Annotated in this window: 30 protein-coding genes and 1 tRNA gene; 10 read left to right on the plus strand and 21 right to left on the minus strand. The window is 64.5% G+C overall.

Going from position 1 to position 21713, the window contains the following annotated elements; all coding sequences use genetic code 11:
• From rplF to rplC, 15 genes are read right to left on the minus strand one after another with little or no spacing between them, the layout of a single operon-like run.
• The gene (rplF, locus tag SynA15127_RS02005; RefSeq protein ID WP_186484808.1) at positions 1-540 is read right to left on the minus strand and encodes a 50S ribosomal protein L6; all 540 of its coding nucleotides are present in this window, start codon (positions 538-540) and stop codon (positions 1-3) included.
• 14 nt (positions 541-554) lie between these two features.
• On the minus strand, positions 555-956 hold the full coding sequence (rpsH, locus tag SynA15127_RS02010) for a 30S ribosomal protein S8 (RefSeq protein ID WP_006850769.1): 402 nt from the start codon (positions 954-956) through the stop codon (positions 555-557).
• 19 nt (positions 957-975) lie between these two features.
• The gene (rplE, locus tag SynA15127_RS02015) at positions 976-1515 is read right to left on the minus strand and encodes a 50S ribosomal protein L5 (protein WP_043694891.1); all 540 of its coding nucleotides are present in this window, start codon (positions 1513-1515) and stop codon (positions 976-978) included.
• Between the two features lie 41 nt (positions 1516-1556).
• A complete protein-coding gene (gene rplX / locus SynA15127_RS02020; RefSeq protein ID WP_043694894.1) occupies positions 1557-1913 on the minus strand; it encodes a 50S ribosomal protein L24 in 357 nt (118 codons plus the stop codon).
• A 2-nt stretch (positions 1914-1915) separates the two neighbouring features.
• Positions 1916-2281 carry a 50S ribosomal protein L14 gene (gene rplN / locus SynA15127_RS02025; RefSeq protein WP_043694897.1) on the minus strand — a complete coding sequence of 122 codons (366 nt, stop codon included), beginning with the start codon at positions 2279-2281 and terminating at the stop codon, positions 1916-1918.
• Positions 2278-2592 (minus strand): 30S ribosomal protein S17, encoded by a 315-nt coding sequence (gene rpsQ / locus SynA15127_RS02030; RefSeq protein ID WP_186484809.1) that lies wholly within the window; start codon positions 2590-2592, stop codon positions 2278-2280. The genes rplN and rpsQ overlap by 4 nt, the downstream gene beginning before the upstream one ends.
• An 18-nt stretch (positions 2593-2610) precedes the next feature.
• The gene (rpmC, locus tag SynA15127_RS02035) at positions 2611-2820 is read right to left on the minus strand and encodes a 50S ribosomal protein L29 (protein WP_043694903.1); all 210 of its coding nucleotides are present in this window, start codon (positions 2818-2820) and stop codon (positions 2611-2613) included.
• A gap of 2 nt (positions 2821-2822) precedes the next feature.
• Positions 2823-3299: a 50S ribosomal protein L16 gene (rplP, locus tag SynA15127_RS02040; protein WP_043694907.1), complete on the minus strand. Its 477-nt coding sequence runs from the start codon at positions 3297-3299 to the stop codon at positions 2823-2825.
• A gap of 16 nt (positions 3300-3315) precedes the next feature.
• Positions 3316-4044 carry a 30S ribosomal protein S3 gene (gene rpsC / locus SynA15127_RS02045; protein WP_043694909.1) on the minus strand — a complete coding sequence of 243 codons (729 nt, stop codon included), beginning with the start codon at positions 4042-4044 and terminating at the stop codon, positions 3316-3318.
• A gap of 20 nt (positions 4045-4064) precedes the next feature.
• A complete protein-coding gene (gene rplV, locus SynA15127_RS02050) occupies positions 4065-4430 on the minus strand; it encodes a 50S ribosomal protein L22 (protein ID WP_043694911.1) in 366 nt (121 codons plus the stop codon).
• A gap of 4 nt (positions 4431-4434) precedes the next feature.
• The gene (rpsS, locus tag SynA15127_RS02055; protein WP_186484810.1) at positions 4435-4710 is read right to left on the minus strand and encodes a 30S ribosomal protein S19; all 276 of its coding nucleotides are present in this window, start codon (positions 4708-4710) and stop codon (positions 4435-4437) included.
• 35 nt (positions 4711-4745) lie between these two features.
• Positions 4746-5609 carry a 50S ribosomal protein L2 gene (rplB, locus tag SynA15127_RS02060; RefSeq protein WP_186484811.1) on the minus strand — a complete coding sequence of 288 codons (864 nt, stop codon included), beginning with the start codon at positions 5607-5609 and terminating at the stop codon, positions 4746-4748.
• Positions 5610-5624: 15 nt separating this feature from the next.
• Positions 5625-5927 (minus strand): 50S ribosomal protein L23, encoded by a 303-nt coding sequence (locus tag SynA15127_RS02065; RefSeq protein WP_043694916.1) that lies wholly within the window; start codon positions 5925-5927, stop codon positions 5625-5627.
• Complete coding sequence (gene rplD, locus SynA15127_RS02070; protein WP_186484812.1) at positions 5920-6555, minus strand: 50S ribosomal protein L4; 636 nt, start codon at positions 6553-6555, stop codon at positions 5920-5922. The genes SynA15127_RS02065 and rplD overlap by 8 nt, the downstream gene beginning before the upstream one ends.
• The gene (gene rplC / locus SynA15127_RS02075; protein ID WP_043694922.1) at positions 6555-7214 is read right to left on the minus strand and encodes a 50S ribosomal protein L3; all 660 of its coding nucleotides are present in this window, start codon (positions 7212-7214) and stop codon (positions 6555-6557) included. The genes rplD and rplC overlap by 1 nt, the downstream gene beginning before the upstream one ends.
• A 391-nt stretch (positions 7215-7605) precedes the next feature.
• On the opposite strand from rplC, the gene SynA15127_RS02080 reads away from it, so the two are divergent.
• From SynA15127_RS02080 to recA, 6 genes are all read left to right on the plus strand, one after another.
• Positions 7606-8067, plus strand: a complete 462-nt coding sequence (locus SynA15127_RS02080) for an NAD(P)H-quinone oxidoreductase subunit N (RefSeq protein WP_186484813.1) — start codon at positions 7606-7608, stop codon at positions 8065-8067.
• On the plus strand, positions 8034-9080 hold the full coding sequence (locus SynA15127_RS02085) for an LdpA C-terminal domain-containing domain (protein ID WP_186484814.1): 1047 nt from the start codon (positions 8034-8036) through the stop codon (positions 9078-9080). Before SynA15127_RS02080 ends, SynA15127_RS02085 begins: the two co-directional genes overlap by 34 nt.
• 22 nt (positions 9081-9102) lie before the next feature.
• Positions 9103-10731 (plus strand): AAA family ATPase, encoded by a 1629-nt coding sequence (locus tag SynA15127_RS02090; RefSeq protein WP_186484815.1) that lies wholly within the window; start codon positions 9103-9105, stop codon positions 10729-10731.
• Between the two features lie 113 nt (positions 10732-10844).
• Positions 10845-10916, plus strand: a tRNA-Gln gene (locus SynA15127_RS02095).
• A 10-nt stretch (positions 10917-10926) separates the two neighbouring features.
• The gene (locus SynA15127_RS02100; RefSeq protein ID WP_186484816.1) at positions 10927-11676 is read left to right on the plus strand and encodes an HAD family hydrolase; all 750 of its coding nucleotides are present in this window, start codon (positions 10927-10929) and stop codon (positions 11674-11676) included.
• A gap of 86 nt (positions 11677-11762) precedes the next feature.
• A complete protein-coding gene (gene recA, locus SynA15127_RS02105; RefSeq protein WP_043694940.1) occupies positions 11763-12896 on the plus strand; it encodes a recombinase RecA in 1134 nt (377 codons plus the stop codon).
• Between the two features lie 18 nt (positions 12897-12914).
• Here the strand turns inward: recA and SynA15127_RS02110 are convergent, their stop codons facing one another.
• From SynA15127_RS02110 to SynA15127_RS02120, 3 genes are all read right to left on the minus strand, one after another.
• Positions 12915-13271, minus strand: coding sequence for a DUF1815 family protein (locus SynA15127_RS02110; protein WP_186484817.1), 357 nt, complete (start codon positions 13269-13271; stop codon positions 12915-12917).
• Positions 13272-13351: 80 nt separating this feature from the next.
• Complete coding sequence (locus tag SynA15127_RS02115; protein ID WP_186484818.1) at positions 13352-13600, minus strand: DUF2839 domain-containing protein; 249 nt, start codon at positions 13598-13600, stop codon at positions 13352-13354.
• 54 nt (positions 13601-13654) lie between these two features.
• Positions 13655-15100, minus strand: a complete 1446-nt coding sequence (locus SynA15127_RS02120) for a helicase (protein ID WP_186484819.1) — start codon at positions 15098-15100, stop codon at positions 13655-13657.
• 83 nt (positions 15101-15183) lie between these two features.
• Between SynA15127_RS02120 and SynA15127_RS02125 the strand changes: the two genes are divergently transcribed.
• On the plus strand, positions 15184-16050 hold the full coding sequence (locus tag SynA15127_RS02125) for a prephenate/arogenate dehydrogenase (protein WP_186484820.1): 867 nt from the start codon (positions 15184-15186) through the stop codon (positions 16048-16050).
• On the opposite strand, the gene crtD is transcribed toward SynA15127_RS02125, so the two are convergent.
• Complete coding sequence (gene crtD, locus SynA15127_RS02130; protein WP_186484821.1) at positions 16040-17542, minus strand: C-3',4' desaturase CrtD; 1503 nt, start codon at positions 17540-17542, stop codon at positions 16040-16042. The two genes, SynA15127_RS02125 and crtD, sit on opposite strands and share 11 nt — an antisense overlap.
• A gap of 50 nt (positions 17543-17592) precedes the next feature.
• On the opposite strand from crtD, the gene SynA15127_RS02135 reads away from it, so the two are divergent.
• On the plus strand, positions 17593-18483 hold the full coding sequence (locus SynA15127_RS02135; RefSeq protein ID WP_186484822.1) for a fructosamine kinase family protein: 891 nt from the start codon (positions 17593-17595) through the stop codon (positions 18481-18483).
• A gap of 5 nt (positions 18484-18488) precedes the next feature.
• Here SynA15127_RS02135 and SynA15127_RS02140 read toward each other — a convergent pair whose 3' ends face one another.
• On the minus strand, positions 18489-18884 hold the full coding sequence (locus SynA15127_RS02140) for a CAAD domain-containing protein (protein ID WP_043697308.1): 396 nt from the start codon (positions 18882-18884) through the stop codon (positions 18489-18491).
• A 64-nt stretch (positions 18885-18948) separates the two neighbouring features.
• Between SynA15127_RS02140 and SynA15127_RS02145 the strand changes: the two genes are divergently transcribed.
• Both SynA15127_RS02145 and moeB read left to right on the plus strand, forming a co-directional pair.
• Positions 18949-19398, plus strand: coding sequence for a M67 family metallopeptidase (locus SynA15127_RS02145; RefSeq protein WP_255475542.1), 450 nt, complete (start codon positions 18949-18951; stop codon positions 19396-19398).
• Entirely contained in the window at positions 19395-20540 is a 1146-nt protein-coding gene (gene moeB, locus SynA15127_RS02150) for a molybdopterin-synthase adenylyltransferase MoeB (protein WP_186484824.1), read from the plus strand. Before SynA15127_RS02145 ends, moeB begins: the two co-directional genes overlap by 4 nt.
• A gap of 6 nt (positions 20541-20546) precedes the next feature.
• On the opposite strand, the gene SynA15127_RS02155 is transcribed toward moeB, so the two are convergent.
• Entirely contained in the window at positions 20547-21695 is a 1149-nt protein-coding gene (locus SynA15127_RS02155; RefSeq protein WP_186484825.1) for a cob(I)yrinic acid a,c-diamide adenosyltransferase, read from the minus strand.
• Between the last annotated feature and the right edge of the window lie 18 nt (positions 21696-21713).

The following is a 21713-nucleotide window of genomic DNA, read 5'->3' on the forward strand; positions in this document are numbered from 1 at the left end:
TTATTTCTTGCCGGACTTGCCCGCCTTGCGCAGGATCCACTCGCCTTCGTAGCGGATGCCCTTGCCCTTGTAGGGCTCTGGGGGACGAATGGCGCGGACTTTGGCGGCTTCGTTGCCCACCAGCTCCTTGTCGATGCCGGAGACGATCACCTTGGTGTTGTTTTCCACCTTGAAGGTGATGCCGTCGGGCGGCTCCATCTCGACCGGGTGGCTGTAGCCGGCACTGACGACAAGGGTCTTGCCCTTGACCTGGGCTCGGGAGCCCACACCGACGATTTCCAGACTCTTGCTGTAACCGTTGCTGACCCCTTCGACCATGTTGGCGACGAGGGCACGGCAGAGTCCGTGACGTTCGCGAGATTGACGCTTTTCACTGGTGGGAGACACCACAATGGTGCTGTCGACCTGGCTGACACTGACGCCATCAGGCAGGGTGCGCTGCAGTTCTCCCTTGGGTCCTTTCACAGTGACGGTCAGGCCGTCAAGGGAAACGGTCACCTTGTCGGGAAGTGGAACGGGGTTTTTGCCGATTCGTGACATGGTTCAGCTCCAGATCAGTAGACGTAACAGAGCACTTCGCCACCGACGCCCTCGCGTCGGGCATCGCGATCACTCATCACACCTTTGGAGGTGGAGATGATCGCCACGCCGAGGCCGCCCAGGACCTTGGGCAGTCCGCGGGTGTTCTTGTAGATGCGCAGGCCTGGTTTGCTCACCCGCTGCATCGAGCGAATCGTGGGAAGACGATGCTTGCCGCTGTACTTCAGGGCGAGCACTAGTTCGGTGCGCACCCCTTCACCCTGTTCGCTGATCTCGGAGATGAAGCCTTCCTGCTGCAGCACCTTGGCGATGCTGCGGGTCATCCGCGAAGCGGGGATCTTGGTGGTCTCGTGACGCTTCTCACTCGCATTGCGAATGCGGGTGAGCATGTCGGAAATGGGGTCGTGGTTGGCCATAGGTGTCGACGGGGAGGGCTCAGTTGCTGCGGAACGGCATTCCCATCTCGCGGAGGAGGGCCCGGCCCTCTTCGTCTGAACGGGCAGTGGTCACGATGGTGATGTCCATGCCCCTGATGGCATCGATCTTGTCGAAGGAAATCTCAGGGAAGATGATCTGCTCACGGACGCCCAGGGTGTAGTTCCCCCGGCCGTCGAAGCTCTTGGGACTCACACCCCGGAAGTCACGGATCCTGGGCAGAGCCAGGTTGATCAGGCGCTCCAGAAAGGCATACATCCGGTCACCACGCAGGGTGACGGCACAGCCGATCGGCATGCCCTGGCGGATCTTGAAGCCGGCGATGGCCTTCTTGGCCCGTGTGACCACGACCTTCTGGCCGGTGATCTGCGCCAGCTCATTCACCGAGGCCTCAAGGGACTTGGCGTTCTGGGCGGCTTCGCCGAGTCCCCGGTTGACGGTGACTTTGATCACCTTGGGGACTTCGTGGATGTTCGTGAGGGAGAGATCCTTCTTCAGCTTGGGCTGAATGGTCTCCCGGTAGCGCTTTTTGAGTGACATGGGGGGTGTGGGGTGCTTCTGGTCGTGGTCAGAAGTCGGGTTCAGTCGATGACTTCACCGGTTTTCTTCAGCCGTCGTTTCTTGCTGCCGTCCTTTTCGACGACGATCTCCACGCGGCTGGCCACCTTCTTGTCGGTGGAATAGAGCATCACGTTGGAGGCATGCAGAGATGCCTCCTCGGTCACGATGCGACCGGTCTCGCCCTCCTGGGTGGGCTTCTCGTGTCGGGTGCGCAGGTTGATGCCTTCGACGATCACCCGGTTCTCATTCGGCAGGGTGCGCAGCACCTCTCCGGTTTTGCCCTTGTCCTTGCCGGCGATCACCTGAACGGTGTCGCCTTTGCGGATGCGCATCTTGATGCGATCGGTGGGCTTGGCCTTGCTGGTTGCAGTCGCCATGGTCAGATCACCTCCGGAGCGAGGGACACGATTTTGGTGAAGCTGCGATCGCGCAGTTCACGGGCCACCGGTCCGAAGACGCGGGTGCCCTTCGGGTTTTTGTCATCGTTGATGATCACCGCAGCGTTGTCGTCGAACCGGATGGAGTTGCCGGTATCGCGGCGGAGTGTGGCCTTGGTGCGCACCACCACGGCCTTCACCACATCGGATTTCTTGACACCCATGTTGGGCATCGCATCTTTGACGGCGGCGACGATCACATCGCCGACATGGGCGTAGCGACGGTTGGTTCCCAGCACACGGATGCACTGGATGCGCTTGGCGCCGCTGTTGTCAGCGACGGTGAGGAAGGTTTCCTGCTGGATCACGGGGTCACCTCCTCAGCGGGTGGGGCCTCGGCCTCAGGGGTCGCAGCCTTGTCCGACTTGTCAGCCTTGGGGCTGTGACTGAGAACCTCGGCGATGGTCCAGCGCTTGTGCCGGCTCATCGGACGGGTCTCGGTGATGCGGACGCGGTCTCCAACGCGACAGGTGTTGTCTTCGTCGTGCGCCTTGTAACGGGTGGTGCGGCTGACCGTCTTTTGATAGATGGGGTGTGGGAAGCGGCTTTCCACCGCCACCACCACCGTTTTTTCCATCTTGTCGCTGACGACGGTGCCGACCCTTTCCTTGACTGCCATGGGTACAGAGGGGGGGGATCAGGATGCGGCGGAGCGCTGACGCTCCGATTGCACCGTCAGAAGCTGGGCCAGCTTGATGCGGACCTCCTTGAAACGGTGCGTGTTGGCCAGTTGGCGGGTGGCCTGCTGGAAGCGGAGCTGAAACAGTTCGCGGCGCAGACCGTCGATCTGTTCAGTGATGTCCGCATCGGACAGCTGGCGGACCTCAGCGGCGTTGGGACGGGCCATGGTCAGGACTCCACGGTGACTGCTTCAGCAGCAGCCGGTGCTTCCGCAGCCGGTTGCTCCTTCGGTTCATCCAGAGAGATGAACTTGGTCTTCACGGGCAGCTTGTACTGGGCAAGGCGCATGGCAGCCCGTGCGATCTCGGGGGTGATTTCGGCACCGCCCATCTCGAACAGGATCCGCCCTGGCTTGATCACGGCCACCCAGAATTCCGGGTTGCCCTTACCGGAACCCATCCGGGTCTCGGCAGCGCGCATCGTGATCGACTTGTCCGGGAAGATCCGGATCCAGATCTTCCCGCCCCGCTTGACGTAGCGGGTCATGGCGCGACGGCTGGCCTCGATCTGGCGCGAGGTGATCCAGCCGCATTCCTGTGCCTGCAGTGCGAATTCACCGAAGGCGATGGTGTTGCCCCGGGTAGCGACGCCGCGCATGCGGCCTCGCTGCATTTTCCGGAATTTGACGCGTTTTGGACTCAGCATGGTTCAGGCCTCCTGTTCACCCCTCGTTGGAGCGGTCTTCGAACTGTTGGGGCCGACGGCTGGCCCTGCGGCGGGGGGTGGCACCCACCGGGATTTGCGGGGCTTCATCGCCCAGCACCTCCCCTTTGAACACCCACACCTTGATTCCCAGCACCCCGTAGGTGGTGCTGGCAACCTTGGTGGCGTAGTCGATGTCCGCCCGCAGCGTGTGCAGGGGGACACGACCCTCGCGGGTCCATTCGGTCCGGGCGATCTCGGCGCCGTTGAGGCGACCGGACACCTGGATCTTCAGGCCGAGGACGCCAGCGCGCTGAGCGCGCTGGACAGCCATGCGGATGGTGCGCCGGAAGGCGACCCGCTTCTCCAGCTGCTGGGCGATGTACTCAGCCAGCAGGAAGGCATCGCCGTCCACGCGCTCCACTTCGACGACGTTGATCCGAACCTGGCGGCTCTGATCCCCGACCGTCTTCTGGATGCCGGAGCGCAGGTCCTCGATGCCGCTGCCCTGGCGACCGACGAGGACGCCGGGGCGAGCGGTCTTGAGCTCGACCTCGAGTTGGTCGGCCTTGCGGGCGATCAGCACATCACTGATGCCGGCTGAGCCGTACTTCTTGTGGATGAACTTGCGGATCCGATCGTCCTCCTGGAGGAGGGCCGGATAGCTCTTGCTGGGGGCGTACCAGCGGGACCGGTGTTCCTGGGTGATCCCCAGGCGCAGACCGGTTGGGTTGATTTTGTGTCCCATTGGGTCAGAGTCCTCGGGGGTCAGGAATCGGTCTGAGCTGCCACAGCGATGCTGATGTGGCAGGTCTGCTTCTTGATCTGATAAGCGCGACCCTGGGCCCGGGGCCGGTAGCGCTTCATGGAAGGGCCCATGTCAGCACTTGCGCTGGAGATCACCAGCGAAGCCGGATCAAGACCCAGGTTGTGCTCCGCGTTCGCCACAGCGGACCTCAGCACCTTGGTGATGGGTCCGGTGGAGCGATACGGCATGAACTCGAGCATGATCAGCGCGTCGCGGTAGGTGCGACCCCGGATCTGATCGAGCACACGGCGCACCTTCGACACGGAGCCTCGGATGAAGCGGCCGTGCGCCTGGGCGATGGGGGCCGTGGGGGTTGACGTGGTCATGGCGTCAGCGGCCTCCTTTTTTGTCTTTGATGTGGCCCTTGAAGGTGCGGGTGGGAGCGAACTCCCCCAGCTTGTGCCCCACCATCTGCTCGGTGATGAAGACGGGCACGTGACTCTTGCCGTTGTGAACGGCAATGGTGTGACCGATCATCATCGGCAGGATCGTGGAGGCCCGTGACCAGGTCTTGATCACGGACTTGTCGTCGTTGTCGTTCTGCTTTTCAACCTTGCGAAGCAGGCTGTCAGCGATGAACGGGCCTTTTTTGAGTGAACGTCCCATAGCGGTTTAAGCAAGCGGCAAAACGATGGTTGGCATCAGGAATCGCGTCCGCCACGGCTCCGCTTGGACGTCTTGCGACGTTTCCGGAGCACGTATCGGTTGCTGGGCTTGTTCCGCTTGCGGGTCTTGAGACCGAGGGCGGGTTTGCCCCAGGGGGTCACCGGGCCGGATCGGCCGATCGGTGCCCGGCCCTCACCACCACCGTGAGGGTGGTCGCAGGGGTTCATCACACTGCCCCGCACCTGGGGTCGACGCCCCAGCCAGCGACGTCGGCCGGCTTTGCCGAGGCTGGTGTTGCGGACCTCGGAATTGCCCACCTCGCCGAGCGTGGCGTAGCACTCCCGGCGGATCAGGCGGACCTCGGTGGAGGGCAGCTTGAGGGCGACATAATCGCCCTCCTTCGCCATCACCTGGGCGCTGGCCCCTGCGGTCCGGACCATCTGACCACCGCGGCCGGCATAGAGCTCGACACAGTGCACGCTGGAGCCCAGCGGCACCGCGGAAAGCGGCATGGCGTTACCGATCTCGATCGGAACATCAGGACCGGAGACCACGGTCTGGCCCACCTGAACTCCGGCGGGAGCCAGGATGTAGCGCTTCTCGCCGTCGGCGTAGAAGAGCAGTGCCAGACGGGCGTTGCGGTGCGGGTCGTAGTGAATCGCAGCCACCTTGGCGGTCACGCCGTGTTTGTTGCGGCGGAAATCGACAACGCGGTAGAGACGCTTGTGCCCGCCACCGCGATGGCGGCAGGTGATCACACCGCGGTTGTTGCGGCCCTTGCGACGGTGCTTGGACACCACCAGGGACCGTTCCGGCTTGCGGCCGGTGATCTCACTGAAGTCGGTGACCACCCTGGTGCGGGTGCCGGGGGTGTAAGGGCGGAAGTTACGGATTGCCATGACGTTTCAGACCCCTCAGGACTCAGGGAAGAGTTGGATCGAGTTGCCCTCCGCCAGGCGCACCACGGCTTTCTTCACCTGGGAACGCTTCCCGGCGAAGCGACCCATCCGACGGCTCCGCCGGGGAGGGTTCATGGTGCTGATGCCGGTGACCTTCACATCGAAGAGCTGCTCGACGGCAGCCTTGATGTCGGGCTTCGCGGCGCGGTGGTCCACCTCGAAGGTGTACTGGTTGAACTCGAGGGCACGGGTCGCCTTTTCGGTGATCAGCGGCCTGCGGATGACATCCGCCAGGCGGCCCTGGAAACGCTCAGTCATCGCCGTAGACCTCCTGGATGGTTGCGAGAGCGTCCTCACCCAGCACCAGTGCGTTGGCGTGGAGCAGATCGAAGACGTTGAGCTGGTCCGCGGCGATCAGCTTCACCTTCTCGAGGTTGCGCACCGAGCGTCGGACCACATCGGCCGGCGTGGTCAGCACGATCAGCACCTTGGCGTCAGCTGCGATGCCGAGACGGGAGAGGGCGTCGATGATCTCTCTGGTCTTGGGGGCCTCCAGAGAAGCTCCGAAGTCCTTGACCACCGTCATGTCCTCGATGCGGGACATCAGCGCGGTCCGCAGGGCCAGGCGACGTTCCTTGCGGTTCATCGCCAGGTTGTAGGTGCGCGGCTTCGGTCCGAAGATGATGCCGCCACCAGGACGCAGTGGGGTGCGGATCGAGCCCTGTCGTGCCCGACCTGTTCCTTTCTGCTTGTAAGGCTTCCGGCCACCACCACGCACCTCGGAGCGGGTCAGGGTGCTGGCGGTGCCCTGGCGGAGATGGGCCTGCTGTCGCAGCACAGCCCGATGCATCAGATCGACGGCGGTGGTCTCCTTGGCCACCTTCAGGTCCAGGGTCGCCTTTCCGGCTTCCTTGCCCTGCCAGTCGCGAACGACACAATCAGCCATCACTTCTTACCTCCGTTGGCGGGCTTGGCACCCACCCGCACCGCGGGTCGGATGTTGAGCAGAGCGCCGGGTTTGCCCGGTACGGAGCCCTTGACCACCAGCAGGTTGCGGTCGCTGTCCACCTTGAGGATGGTGAGGCCGCGGGTGGTGATCTTCTTGCCGCCGTAGCGACCGGCCATCTTCTTGCCCGGATAGATGCGTCCTGGCGTGGTTCCGGGTCCGATGGAACCCGGTTCCCGATGGTTCTTGGAACCGTGGGTCATCGGGCCGCGGCTGAAACCGTGGCGCTTCTGAAAACCGGAGAAACCGCGACCGATCGTGTCACCGCTGACATCCACTTTTTGGCCAGCTTCGAAATCGCTGACCGTGATGGATCCACCCAGCTCCAGGCCGTCAACGGCATCCACGCGGTATTCGCGCAGATGACGAAGCAGGTCGTCGCCGGATTTGCTGAGGTGACCCTTGGAGGGCTTGTTGATCAGCTTCTCGCGGGTTTCGCCGAAGCCGATCTGCACCGCGGCATAGCCGTCGGTGTCATCGCTCTTGAGTTGTGTGATGCGGCAGGGACCGGCCTCGATCAAGGTGACGGGGACCGCTCTGCCCTGCTCGTCGAAGAACTGGGACATACCCAGCTTCTTCCCGAGAATGCCGATGGACATGGGAGGGAAAAAACGCCAGCGGGAACAGCCACCGCCCGGCGAACCGGTCGGGGCTTGACGTGCTGATCAACGTGACGCAGTCGTGGTTCGGATCGCGCAGCACTCCGGGGAATGCGTGGATCCGAATGGAGCTAGCGATCGGTTTCAGCGAGGCTGGGACTTGTCGATCCGCCGAAGCGGGTGGGCAGTTTCCCGGCGGTCCTCACGCGATGTGGGTGACCGCACTGGCCTGGAGATCCGGCGCTATCGCCGAATCCGTTCCGCGTCCTGGAGGCCCGGCTAGCGGACGGGCACAGAAATGCAGAACAAACAAGAAACATACATCACTGCCTCCCTGCCTTCCCTGAACTCTCCCCCTCCTGCCAGACTCCCTTTCAGACATCGACCAGCCATGCCCCTGCTTCTCACCGGTCGGGGATTTCGCCGTGACCTCGAAGCCAGCGGATGTCTTGCGGTTCACGCCCCTCTCGAGGGTGGTGCCGAAACCCGCCTGCTCCGTCGTCTGCGCGGCGCCGGCTACCGAACCCGCCTCACCTCGGCACGGGGTCTGGGGGATCCGGAGGTTTTCCTGACTCAGAAGCACGGCATCCGTCCTCCTCATCTCGGCCATCACAGCGTCGGCCGAGGTGCCGCCGTCGGCGAGGTTCAAGAAGTGGTGCCTCAGCTGGGTGATCTGCTTGACGGTGATGAACAGGTCGCTCTCTGGCTGCTGGAGGGCCAGGTGCTCTCCCGTTCGGAGCTGCTGTCTCTCTGTGATCTCTGCCGCCGCGAGCCGCGACTGCGCATCGTGGTGGAGATGGGAGGAGCCAGGAGTCTGCGATGGCAGCCGATGCGCGAGCTTCTCGGCAGCTGAGTCCCGAGCGGGCCCTGGCCGAGGGCCGCTGGGTCAAGCTCATCTGCGGAGCCAGCAATCAGGATCTGCCGGCCATCGCCGATCTCTGCGCGATCTACGGTCTCGCGGGGGTGCACTGCATTGATGTCGCCGCTGATCCAGCGGTGGTCAGGGCGGCTCGTCAGGGTCTCGATTGGCTTCAGGGGCGGTCGGCCAACAGTCCCTGGCTGATGGTCAGCCTCAGCGATGGGTCCGATGCCCACTTCCGCAAGGCCTGGTTCGATCCGCGGCGCTGTCCGGAGGATTGCAGCCGTCCCTGCCAGAGGGTCTGCCCCGCGGAAGCGATCTCAAGCTCCGGGGGCATCGCGGCCGGGCGTTGCTACGGCTGCGGCCGTTGTCTGCCGGCCTGTCCGCTGGGGCTGATCGAGGAGCATGACCATCGGATCGGCCTCGAAGCGATGGTGGATCTGTTGAAGGAGATCCGCCCGGATGCCGTGGAGGTGCACACAGCACCAGGCCGGGGAGACGCCTTCTCCGTTCTGCTCTCGCACCTCTCCGCGGCCGGGGTTTCCCTGCGGCGCCTGGCGGTGAGCTGCGGTCTGGAGGGTCACGGTCTCACCCCGGACGATCTCAGCCGTGAGCTCTGGCAGCGCCATGCCTCTCTCCGGCGTCATCGGTTTCTGCCCCTTTGGCAGCTTGATGGCCGTCCGATGAGTGGTGATGTCGGTGCGGGGACTGCGCGTGCTGCCGTCCAGCTCTGGCGCCAGATGATTCCGATCGCTCCTCCGGGACCCCTCCAGCTGGCCGGGGGAACCAATGCCGCAACCCTCGGACATCTCGGGATCCAAGAGCGTCCGGCAGGAATCGCATTCGGCGGAATGGCCCGCAGTCAGCTGTTGCCCCTGCTGCAGGCGGCCCGTGACCGTGGAGAGCCGCTGCGCGAGTGGCCTGAGGGGCGACGCCTGGCCCTGGATCAGGCAGAAGCCCTGGTGCAGCCCTGGATCCGCCGCCCGGCCGGCGAGCGATCTTGCTAGAAGGCGGTCATGATCCATCGTCATGACCACTCAGCGGATCACTGACGACCTGGACCGGTTGCTCGAACGTCTGCCGGACGATGTCCGCGAGGCCTTGCAGCCGCTCGAACGCAGGGAACAGCTGCTGGAGGTGGTGCTGGATCTCGGGCGGGTTCCGGAAGCCCGCTATCCCGGTCGTGCCCTGGCGCTGGGCGAAGCCTGTCTCACCAAAGAGGACCTGCAGGCGATGGTGGCCAGGCTGGGTCGCTTCGGTGCCGACAACAGGGCTGGGATCGAACGCACACTCCATCGCATCAGCGCCATTCGCAACCGTCAGGGAGAGGTGGTCGGCCTCACCTGCCGTGTCGGTCGCGCCGTTTACGGAACGGTGGGGATGGTCCGTGACCTGCTCGACAGTGCCCAGTCCCTTCTGTTGATGGGACGGCCGGGTGTGGGCAAGACCACCGCTCTCAGGGAGATCGCCAGAGTGCTGGCTGATGACCTGCAGAGGCGTGTCGTCGTCATCGACACCAGCAACGAAATCGCCGGCGACGGCGACATTCCCCACCCCGCCATCGGCCGGGCCCGCCGCATGCAGGTGACCCGTCCGGAACATCAGCACCAGGTGATGATCGAGGCTGTCGAGAACCACATGCCCGAGGTCATCGTCATCGATGAGATCGGCACGGAGCTTGAGGCACAGGCGGCCCGAACGATCGCTGAACGGGGCGTGATGCTCGTGGCCACCGCTCATGGCAATGCCCTCGCCAATCTGATCAAGAACCCCACCCTCAGCGATCTGGTGGGTGGGATTCAGTCGGTGACCCTCGGTGATGACGAGGCCCGCCGACGCCGCAGTCAGAAGACGGTGCTGGAGCGGGCGGCCGAGCCCACCTTCCCGGTTGCGGTGGAGATGCACAGCCGCCACCGCTGGTCGGTGCACACCGATGTGGCGGCCACAGTCGATCAGTTGCTCCGGGGGCAGCAGCCCCGCGTTCAGATGCGGGAGCTCGCCTCTGACGGCTCCCTGCGACTGGTCGACGTGCGGGAGGAGAATCGCCCGCATCGGCGCCCGGCGCTGGCGGCGGTCCCGATGCCGAACCCGGAGTTGCGCTCTGTCCCGGGGCCTCTGATGGCAAGCGATGCGTCCGAGGTGGACACCGGTCCTGTCGCCACTGAGGACCTCCAGGTGATCTGCTGTGGCATCACGTCCCGACTGGTGGATGAGGCGAGCCGACGCCATCGCTGGCCAGTGCGGGTGGTTGAGGACCTCGCGGAAGCCGATGTCGTGCTCAGCATCCGTCAGGGCCTCGGGCGACAGCCCAGCCTGCGGCGCCAGGCCCGGGACCTGAGGGTGCCGATTCTGGTGATCAAATCCGACAGTCTTCCTCAGGTGGAGAGGGCTCTGGATCGACTGCTCCTGCGCAGGGATGTGCTGCAGGAGCCCGAGGCGGTCACGCCACCTGGCGGACAGGATGATGAGCTGGCAGGTCTCGAGGAGTGCCGGCTCGCTGTGGAGCAGGTGGTGATGCCTGAGGGGCGCCCGGTGGAACTGCTGCCGCGCAGCGAACGGGTGCGCCGCATGCAGGCGGATCTCGTCAGTCGCTACAGGCTGCGCAGCGATGTGTTCGGTCAGGCTGACCATTGCAGGCTTCGGGTGTTTCCCCCCTGACGACACCTCCGAGGTATGTCGTGACCAGCGGCAAGGATTGACGAAGGTGAGCCTGTTATGTGTAACTATTGGGAAGCCGGAGCGGCGTCCGTATGCGGAATCGCCCGGATCGTTGGGCCGTCGCCAAGTGGTAAGGCAGCGGGTTTTGGTCTCGCCATTCCTAGGTTCGAATCCTAGCGGCCCAGTTTTTCTGTCATGACGGACAGACCTCTCCTCGTCTTCGATTTCGACGGAGTCATCGTCGACGGAATGCAGGAATACTGGTGGAGTGCCTGTCGCGCCTGCCGGCTGCTTCCCGGCGGACCGTCCGAGTCGCCGACCTCAGAGGTGCCTCAGCGATTCCGCCAGCTGCGGCCATGGGTTCATCACGGCTGGGAGATGGTTCTTCAGGCTGCGGAAGTGGAGGCCCTCGACCCCGGTGCCTGGATCGCGGACTACCCCGGCGAGCGTGAGAAGGCGCTGCGGCGAAGGGGCTGGAGCGTGCCCCAGCTGCAGGATGCTTTGGATCGTGCGCGGGCAGATGCCGTCACCTGCGATCGCTCCGGCTGGCTGGCTCTCCACAGACCCTTCCCAGGTGTGGTGGAGCGGTTGCGGGCTCTGGTTGACGAGGGAGTGGACTGGGCGGTGCTGACGACCAAGAGCGAGACGTTCACAGCCGAACTTCTTGATGACCTGGGACTGCACCCATGGCGTCTGTACGGCCGGGAGGCGGGCGCGAAGCCGGAGGTTCTCCTGCGGCTCCAGCGTGAGCGCCCTCTGCGAGCCTTTTTGGAGGATCGTCGTGCCACCCTCGAGACCGTTCGTGCCACTCCAGGCCTGGAGCAGCTCGTCTGTCTGCTGGTGAGCTGGGGCTATCTCAGGCCATCCGACAGCACGGGGCTTCCCGATGGCATTCAGCTGCTGCAGCCGGAAGATCTGGCGGCTCCCTTGGCGCAGTGGCCCTGATCCGTTAGCGTACGCCTGTACTACTTGAGACGATTCCGCGCTTCCGTGGCATTGGATCTCTCGTTCCTTAGCTTCAGGTCGTTTCCATGCCTGCAGAGATGAAATCCTCCGCCTCCGATGCCCGTTCCCCGGAGGGCCGTCCCGGTGAGCGCGACAAGGCGCTGAACCTGGTGCTCGGTCAGATCGAGCGCAACTTCGGCAAGGGGTCGATCATGCGTCTCGGCGACGCCTCCCGCATGCGGGTGGAAACCATTTCCACCGGTGCGCTCACTCTCGATCTTGCTCTCGGTGGCGGTTATCCCAAGGGTCGTGTCGTCGAGATCTACGGGCCTGAGAGTTCCGGTAAGACCACGCTCACCCTGCACGCCATCGCCGAGGTCCAGAAGCGCGGTGGTGTGGCGGCCTTCGTGGATGCTGAGCACGCCCTTGATCCGGTCTATGCCGCTTCCCTCGGGGTGGACATCGAGAACCTGCTCGTCTCCCAGCCCGACACCGGCGAGATGGCTCTGGAGATCGTCGATCAGCTGGTGCGTTCCGCGGCTGTCGACATCGTTGTGGTCGATTCGGTCGCCGCTCTCACTCCACGGGCTGAGATCGAGGGCGAGATGGGAGATCTGGCCGTCGGCAGCCAGGCCCGTCTGATGAGTCAGGCCATGCGGAAGATCACCGGCAACATCGGCAAGTCCGGCTGCACGGTGATCTTCCTGAACCAGCTGCGCTTGAAGATCGGCGTCACCTACGGCAATCCCGAGACCACCACGGGCGGCAACGCGCTGAAGTTCTATGCCTCGGTGCGACTCGATATCCGCCGCATTCAGACCCTCAAGCGGGGCACGGAGGAGTACGGCATCCGCGCCAAGGTCAAAGTGGCCAAGAACAAGGTGGCACCTCCTTTCCGCATCGCCGAGTTCGACATCCTGTTCGGTCGCGGCATCAGCACGCTGGGCTGTCTGCTCGACCTTGCGGAGGAAACCGGTGTGGTCGTGCGCAAAGGTGCCTGGTACAGCTACGAAGGCGACAACATCGGCCAGGGCCGCGATAACACCATCACCTGGCTGGAGCAGAACCCTGAAACCACGATCACCGTGGAGCAACTGGTGCGTCAGAAACTGACGGAGGGGTCGGAGGTCACGGCCAATTCCATGCGCCCGATCGCTGCGGCAGCCCGCACCGGAGTGGACCGCAAGGCTGACGCGAAGGACGCCGAGGCTGCGGCCTGAATCGTCAGGGGCCGACGATCAGAGCGGTTCGGCGGTGGTCATCGGGCTGCTGCCGGCCCTGCTTCCATGCCCCTGGTGGAGAAGATTGCTCATTCGCTGAAGCTCCTGAATCGCTTCAGCACCTTCGAGTTTCACCAGCTCGCGACCGTTGCGTGATTCCACCCAGCTGATCCCGAAGTCAGAGACCAGAAACCGCACCATGTGGCCATCCCCAAGGTCCGCCACAAAGGATGCTCCGTGGCCATCCCTGCCATCGCCGCAGGAGTAGCAGGTGGCTGTGATTCCGTGGTCCTTCAGTCCGTTGGCCAGGGCCTGCAGGCTCATGACCAGATCCTGAACGACGGAGCGATAGTGCTCAGCGAGACGCGGAAACATGCCCAGACTTATCTGAGACGACGCTAAAGGTTTTCTTCAGAATCGTGGGTCCCGATCAGGGGTGGCTGACGCAGAGTCGTTCAGGGCATGTCCGCAAGGCTCCACCAGCCCGCGGCGGGACCGATGAAGCGCACGGTGATCCAGAACAGCACCATGGCTCCGATCCCGATCCAGGCGCCGCGCGTGGTGACAGCCACGAAGCTTCGGGTCTGGTTCTGGGTCAGCGGCAGCCACGGGACGATCCTGGGAGAGGTGTCCGGGCTCTTTCGCGTTGATTTCGGTTCGCGGGGCGGCAGTCCCTGGGCCGCGCGCCGGCGGGCTTCTCCCATGCGGTGTTCGATGTCCTCCGTTCAACCTAAGGATGGTCTGACGGGCTGTGCCACTCAGTCCGGCAGCAGCCGTTGAAGAGGGGTCCAGGGTTCGAGGCAACGCAGCACCTGCTCTCCCCAGGTACGGCCGCGCAGTCTTCCGTCCAGCACCGCCAGGCGGCCACCGCCGCGTCGCAGCGGAGCGATGGCCGGAGGGATCAGGCGCAGAGCCTCCGGAAGCAGCAGGGTGCGGAACCAGTCACCGCCCAGTTGTTTCATGCGTTCCACCCGTGCCGCCGTCAGCGGACAGCGGAGGCTGGCGATCGGCAGCAGCGCCACGATCAGCTGATCGGGTTCAGGCAGCTGGTCGCGGTGCTCCAGCCACCAGGACCAGCGGGCACTGATCACACCGTTGGTTTCCGGGGCGGTCGTCTCCTCCATCACCCGACTGCCGAATTCACCGGCCAGACCACTGGTGAGCCAGCGCCTCAGATCAGCGTCATCGAGCAGAACCACGCTGAGGCCCGATCGCCCCAGAATCAATCTGCGGCTCTGTTCGAGCAGATGCTGGGCATAGATCTCCGTGTTCGGCAGCGGTTGACGGCGTGGTGCGTACACCGGCAGAGGCTCCATCAGCTCCGCATCCCGCAGCGTGGCGGTCACATCAGGCCGAACATCAGCAGCGTCCAGCTCGGAGTCCAGTCGATCCGTCGAGCCGGCTTCACTGAGCATCAGCACCGGTCGCTCCCGCAGCAGGCCATCCAGCAGCTGCAGCGGTTCCAGCGGCTCCAGACACCACCGCCACTGCAGCTGACCGTGATCCAACTCCGCCCAGCTGGCCCAGCGGCTTTGCTCGATCGCCAGCAAGGAGGGCCAGGGCGCAGGCGAAGCACCGATCGTCCGCAGAAGGTCGGTCAGCGCCAGGGTGTCGCTGGCATGCAGGCGGACCCGTGCATCAGCCCCTGCGGCCTGGCGGAACAGTCGGCTGCTGAGACGGTTGTGCCACTCGAGCAGTGCGCTGTCTGCAGCGGGATGGCTCCGCCGCAGGCTTTCCCAGTCCCCAACACCGATGTGGATGGCCATGCTGTTGCGGAGCCGGTCGCTGAGACGGTCCACCTGAGGCAGCAGCAGCTGACGCGTTCCCAGCCTGTTGTTCCGATGGGCGCGCACCAGCCCTGCTTCATCCAGAAGCCAGAGCTGGTCTCCATCAGGGGCATCGTCTCCCTCCCAGCAGGGCAGGCGGAAGCCCTGATCTTTCAGACGCGGTAACTCGATCTCCAGCAGCCGCCTGCGCTGTTGGTGATCGATCACCAGCACGGCGTCGTGGGATCCGAGACACAGAGGAACGAGGAGGCCGAGCCACCAGCGTTGGTCAGTGCCTGAGGAGAGCCGCAGCAGCGTGGTGTCCCGCCGGCGCAGGCTGCGGCCCACCAACCGACTGAGGGTCAGGTGGTGAGGCCAATCCGATTCCTCGCGGCGCAGCAGCGTCTTGAGTTGTTGGTGAGCCTGAGCTTCCAGCATCTGGGAACCCTACGCAGGGTTTCCATCCGCCACGGCGCATTGCAATCCATCGATCAACATGACCGCAGGACAGGGACGGGTTGATGGCGGCACAGGCGGGTGTGGTCGGTCTGGGTCTGATCGGCGGATCGCTCGGCCTCGATTTGCAGAGTCGCGGCTGGCGAGTGCAGGGTCTGGTGCATCGTCAGGCGACGGCTGAGCGTGCTCTGGCCCGCGGGCTGGTGTCGGCGGTGAGCACGGATCCTGCCTGCCTGCGCGGCTGTGATCTGGTGATCCTGGCTCTGCCGATTCCTCTGCTGCTGAACCCGGATCCCGCCCTGCTGGAGGCTCTGCCGCGGGATGCCGTGATCACCGACGTCGGATCTGTCAAGAAGCCTGTGCTCGAGGCCTGGAACGGCCGGCATCCACGCTTCGTGGCCAGTCATCCGATGGCAGGGACCGCGGCAGCCGGGGTCGAGGCCGGCCTGGCCGGTCTGTTCCAAGGCAGACCCTGGATCGCGACGCCGGATGCTCAGACCGATCCCGATGCGCTGGCGGTGGTCGAGGCTGTCGCCCGAGATCTCGGCTGCCACTGGCTGACCTCCGGTGCCGCTCAGCATGATCAGGCGGTCGCTCTTATCTCCCATCTGCCCGTGCTGGTCAGTGCGGCTCTGCTGCGGGCTGTAGGAGAGGAACGGGACCCGGAGATTCGACAGCTCGCGATCGCCCTGGCGTCCAGTGGATTTGCCGACACCAGCCGCGTCGGCGGTGGAAACCCGGATCTCGGCGTGGCGATGGCGTCCAGCAACCGGGAGGCGGTTCTGAAGGGACTGGCCGCCTACCGATGGAGCCTTGAGCAACTGGAAGAGGCTGTGCTCCGGGACAACTGGCCGCAGCTGCGACAGGAACTCGAGCGCACCCAGGCCCTCAGGCCGGAGTTTCTGAAAGCGGCTCCCGAGGTCAATCCCTGATGATCAGGCGCTTTCCGCGTTCCGCCAGCAGCTGACGGCTGGCATTCAGGGCCGAGAGGCTCACTCCGGCCGTTCCTTCCCCCGGATGCAAGCTGTCTCCGCAGAGCCAGAGCCCCTGCATCGGAGTGCGTCCCGCCAGCCCGAACGGTCCGAAGCGGCTTGGGTGCTGCCCCAGTCCCCCAACCATGCCGCGCGGACGGCCTGTCCAGCCGGCGAAGCCTCGTGGTGTGGCCAGCTCGGCATGCAGCCACACGTCCGGCCGGAGATGGAGCGAGCGTTCCAGTTCGCCGCGGATGCTCTGCAGCGCCTCCTGCTTTCGCTTCTGATAGGCGGGTTCAGCCAGAAGACACCAGTCGGCGGTTGGGGTGAACACACTGGCGATCACCGTGGCCTCTCCTTCGGGGGTACGTCCATCCCCCGCTCGGCTCACCGAGACGAAGAGTGAACCCGGATGCTTGCTACCGCGTTGCAGATGTCCCGGGCAGGAGTCCGGCAACGCCTCGCGCCGGACGGCGCCGTAGAACACCAGTGCACCACTCGGCTCTGGCAGGCCTTTCAGACGTCTTTCGTAACCGGTTGGCCACTGATCTTTCGGAATCAGATCCGGCAGGCACTGGGGCGGCAGGCTGCAGATCACATCCTGTGCTTCCAGCCGCAACGTTCCCTGCTGCGGAGCTTTGACCGTCACCTGCCAGCCTCCGTCGTGTCGCTGCAGGCCCGTGACGCGATGGCGAAGCAGAAGCCTGCCGCCGTCGCGGACGAGCGCCTCCTCCAGGTGATGGCTGAGCACCTGCATCGATCCCCGCAGATGGAAAAGCCCCAGAGGAGCCTGCGCCATCTGCAGCACCGTCGCTCCGTAAAGCACGGCGGTCCGGTCCGCCGGCTCCTGGGAGTAAAGCTTCAACTGCAGATCCAGAAACCGCCGCAGCCGCTGATCCTCGCCGCATCCGCAGAGCACCAGCAGGTCGGCGATCGTCATGCCTGTGAACAGGCCGGAGGCGAGCGTGGCAGGTCGGAGGGCTGCAATGAGCTGACCCAGGTCCCAGAGGCTGCGGGGTGTCACCACAGGATCCCGGCCGGCGAAGGCCCAGTTGCTGCGGTGAAGCGTGTTGCAGACAGCCCAGAAGCGCTCGCTTCCTGGGAAGTGCTGCTGACGCTCTAGCCGCCAGCGCTCCGGGTCATGCCAGAGATGGATCGGCGGACTGCCGTCGGCGAGATCGACCACGCACCCGGGATCGAGGATGTCAGCCTCCGGCAGCGGCAGGTTCAGATGCCGGAACAGACGGGCATGACTCCCTCCGGGTTCCAGCCCGGCCACCTGGGTGGCGCCGACATCGAAGGTCCATGGTCCACGCCGGAACGTTCCGGCACAGCCTCCGGTCTGGTGATGGGCTTCCAGCAGGGTCACCGGCACGCCCTCATGGGCCAGCAGGCATGCCGCCGTCAGGCCGGCGATGCCTCCACCGATGACGATCACTCCGTCTGGGGCCAAGGTGCGGAAGCGATCCGATCCATGCTGGCAAGCATTGGCTTCGGTCGGGGATGAATGAGCAGCTGCTGCAGGGCCTGGTCTCCCCCGGGGGGGTGCTGGCAGGAGCCACGGTCGAGGCCGTGACACCTGTCGGGGGCGGCTGCATCCACCAGGCCAGCCGCCTTCAGCTTGCCGATGGACGCCGTCTCTTCGCCAAGAGCGGCCCCGCTGATGCGCTCGTTCTGTTCGAGGTCGAGGCCGAGGCACTCGCAGCTCTGCACGACCATGCCGATGAGGCGCTGCTGCTGGTGCCGCGGCCTTTGGCGGTGTCGTCCATCTCCGGTGGCGCTGTTCTGCTGATGCCGTGGATGGATCTGGAGGGATCCGATCAGCAGAAGCTCGGTCGCGGTCTCGCGCTGCTTCATCAGCATTCCGATCGTGTCTCCCCCGGACGCTTCGGCTGGGATCGCGACGGCTTCATCGGTGCCGGGCCGCAGCCCGGAGGCTGGCGAGAGCGCTGGGGAGCGTGCTTCGTCGACCTTCGGTTACGCCCCCAGCTGGCCCTGCTCGGGGATTGCGGATGTCCACCCGACCAACTGAACAGGGTTCTCAGTGCGCTGGAAGCACGGCTGGATGACCACGGGGCAGAGCCTGCTCTGGTGCATGGCGATCTCTGGGGCGGAAATGCCGGGGTTCTCTCAGATGGTCGTGGGGCGATCTTTGACCCCGCGGCCTGGTGGGCCGACAGAGAAGTCGACCTGGCGATGACCAGCCTGTTCGGCGGGTTTTCAAGGCAGTTTCGGGAGGCCTACCGGACGGTTCTGCCTCCCCGCTCAGGGGAAGCAGACCGGGTGGCGATCTACAACCTGTATCACCTGCTGAACCACGCGAATCTGTTCGGTGGGTCCTACGTCAGTCAGGCGAGAGCCAGCCTGCAGGGACTGATCCGCTGGATGCTCTGAGCTGATCAGCCCAGGTATTCCTGACGCAGGGACTGGATGCGCTGAACCAGGGCATTGCGCTTGTCACTGGTGGTGAGGTTCTTCCAGCTCCACTGTCCGACCACCACGAGGCCGAGCAGTTCCAGCAGACCGGGAACGATCGGCAGCAGATTGATCGTGTCGAGGATTCCCTTGATCAGGATCTGAGCAACGATGACGGCCGCGAAGATTCCGGCGATCTTGCCGATCCGACCCATCTGGTTCCAATCCACCTTGTCAAGGGTTTCATTCACCTTGCCGATCACTTCGCTGTAGCGCTCAGCGAAGGAGGTGGTGTCCTCCGGGGATGCCGATGCGGCAGCGTCCACAACCGGAGTCTCGCCAGTGACGGCATCCTTCAGATCGGAGACGGCGTTACTCATGGGATTGGCGGAATCCGCAACAACGTCAGCAGAGCGTATCGGTGAGTTCCCGATCTCGCCATCCATGCTGGGCTTCGATCATCGATGCCTCACGATTCTCCGTCGGTCGCTGACCGCCGCAGAACCTGATGAGGGGTGTGCGTTGTTGATCGGAAGCTGTTCACAACGCGGTTTCTGGCGTCTGGAACAGGTTTGGCCCTGCTGCAATGTCTGGCTGCCGCGATCCGCTCGAGATCAGCGCTTCACCCTGGATCCGCGGGAGCAGCTGGCGGCGCAGCGCTGGGCCAGGCAACACCGTCAGCAGGTGCTGGGGGTGGCCCATTCCCATCCCAGGGGTTCGGCGGAACCTTCCCCCCGTGATCGGCACTGGGGCATTCCGGGGTCTCTCGTGCTGATCCTCTCCGGGGATGGCGATCTGAAGGGTTGGTGGCTGGCTGGCGATCGCCGGGTGCGGGAGGTTCAGATCGAGGTCTGGGACACTCGTTGCGGTGATCGGCTCCCCGAAGCGCCATGACCACTCCCCAAGAGCATCCGGCGCTGTCTGCGGACGAGAAGCAGCGCTACGCAAGGCATCTGATCCTGCCGGAGGTCGGCAGGACCGGGCAGGAACGGTTGAAGGGCGCGTCGGTGCTGTGCGTCGGCAGCGGCGGCCTTGGATCACCGCTGCTGCTGTACCTGGCGGCAGCGGGAATCGGCACGATCGGCATCGTCGATGGCGATGTGGTGGAGGTTTCAAATCTGCAGAGGCAGGTGATTCACGGCAGTGCCTGGGTCGGTCGGTCCAAAGCACGCTCGGCGGCTCATCGCATCGCTGATCTCAATCCCCACTGCCGGGTCGAGGTCCACGACGTCATGCTGACCATCGACAACGCCCTGGAGCTGATCCGTCCGTACGACGTCGTCTGCGATGGCACGGACAACTTTCCCTCCCGGTATCTCATCAATGACGCCTGCGTTCTGCTGGGCAAGCCGCTGGTCTACGGCTCCGTCCAACGCTTCGATGGCCAGGTCAGTGTGTTCAACCGTGGGCCGGGGCGTCCTGACTATCGGGACCTGCTGCCGGAGCCTCCGCCTGCCGGTGAAGTGCCGTCCTGTGCGGAGGCCGGCGTCATGGGAGTGCTGCCTGGACTGGTGGGGCTGATTCAGGCGACCGAGACGATCAAGTTGATCACGGGAATCGGGGATCCGCTCGATGGTCGTTTGCTGGTGGTGGATGGATTGTCGATGCGTTTCCGGGAGCTGCGCCTGGAGAGGGATCCGGACCGGCCGGCGGTCAAGGGCCTGATTGACTACAGCCAGTTCTGCCGCGGCGAGGTTGCCTCCATGGACAGCATCAGCGTCACCGCGCTCAAGGAGCTGCTTGATTCCGGCGCCGAGGATGTGGTGCTGATCGATGTCCGCAATCAGTCCGAAGCCGATGTTGCTGTCATCGCCGGCAGCCATCTGATTCCTCTCGCCACGATTCTCAGCGGTGAAGCCATGGAGCAGGTGCGTTCGCTCGCAGCCGGCTGCCGCGTGTTCGTGCACTGCAAGCTTGGTGGGCGCTCCGCGCAGGCCGTGGAGGTTCTGTCTCAGCAGGGAATTCCTGCGAGCAACGTCCAGGGCGGCATCGATGCCTGGGCCCAGCAGGTGGACCCCACCATGGCCCGGTACTGACTCGGCTCAGTAGTCGACGCCGCGCTTCAGATCAACCCCCTGCTCGGCGTAGTGCTTGTGGCACACCATCTCGGAGTGGACACTGGCCAGATCGAAGTAAGCAGGCGGGTTCTTGCATCGTCCTGTGATGATCACCTCCGTCTCGGCCGGTTTGCGCAGCAGGGTTTGCACGATCGGCTCAACGGGCAGCAGTTCCAGATCCACGGTGGGATTCAGTTCGTCGAGGATGACGGTCTTGTAGAGACCGCTGGAGATGGCGGCACGAGCGATCTCCCAGGCCCGCTCCGCTTCGATGTAGTCGATCGGCTCCTGCTGGCCGCGCCAGACGATGGCGTCCCGCCCGGACCGCAGATGATCCACCAGATGCGGATAGCTTTCGCGCAGGGCGGCGATGGCGGCGTCCTCCGTGTATCCGGTGCCGCCTTTCAGCCACTGAAGGATCAGAACCCGGTGACTCTTGTCCTGGCTGATGCCGCGTCCGATTGCCTGAAGGGCCTTGCCAAGGGCGCTGGTGGATTTCCCCTTCCCTTCGCCTGTGTAGATCTCGATGCCGCTGCTCATGTTCAGCGGGATCACCCGATCGTCCTCCATTCCCGGGCGACGGTGGGCCCGCATCTCGGAGTGCAGGTCCGCACCACGGATCAGCGCTGCGGGTGCAGCCCGTCCTGTGACGATCACCTCCATGCCGCTGGGACGCTTGCCGAGGGTTCTCACGACGTCCTCGATGTCGAGCAGTCCCAGGTCCAGGACAGGATTCAGTTCATCGAGGACCACGACGGAATAGAGCGCGCTGGCGATCGCCCCCTTGGCGATCACCCAGCCGCGTTCCGCTTCGTCCCGGTCGAAGCGCGTGGCCTCTTCCGCCGTGAAGTGATCGGCGCGTCCGGTGCGCAGATGATCGATCAGATGGGGGAAACCCTGCTGCAGAGCTTCGATGGCGGCGTCTTCGTCGTAGGCACGCCCGGGACCCTTCAGAAACCGCAGCAACAGAACGCGGGTCCGTCGCTGTTCACAGATCCCGAGTCCGATGGTCCGCAGCACCACGCCGAGGGCAGCCTGACTCTTGCCCTTTCCCTCACCGTCGTAGATGTGCAGCTGACCATGGCTGCGTTCACGGCTGTCGGCGGCGGTGACGATCCCGATGCTTCGGGGCATGGAGTCGGCTCTTACGGT

This window comes from Synechococcus sp. A15-127 (assembly GCF_014280215.1).
Lineage (GTDB): Bacteria > Cyanobacteriota > Cyanobacteriia > PCC-6307 > Cyanobiaceae > Parasynechococcus.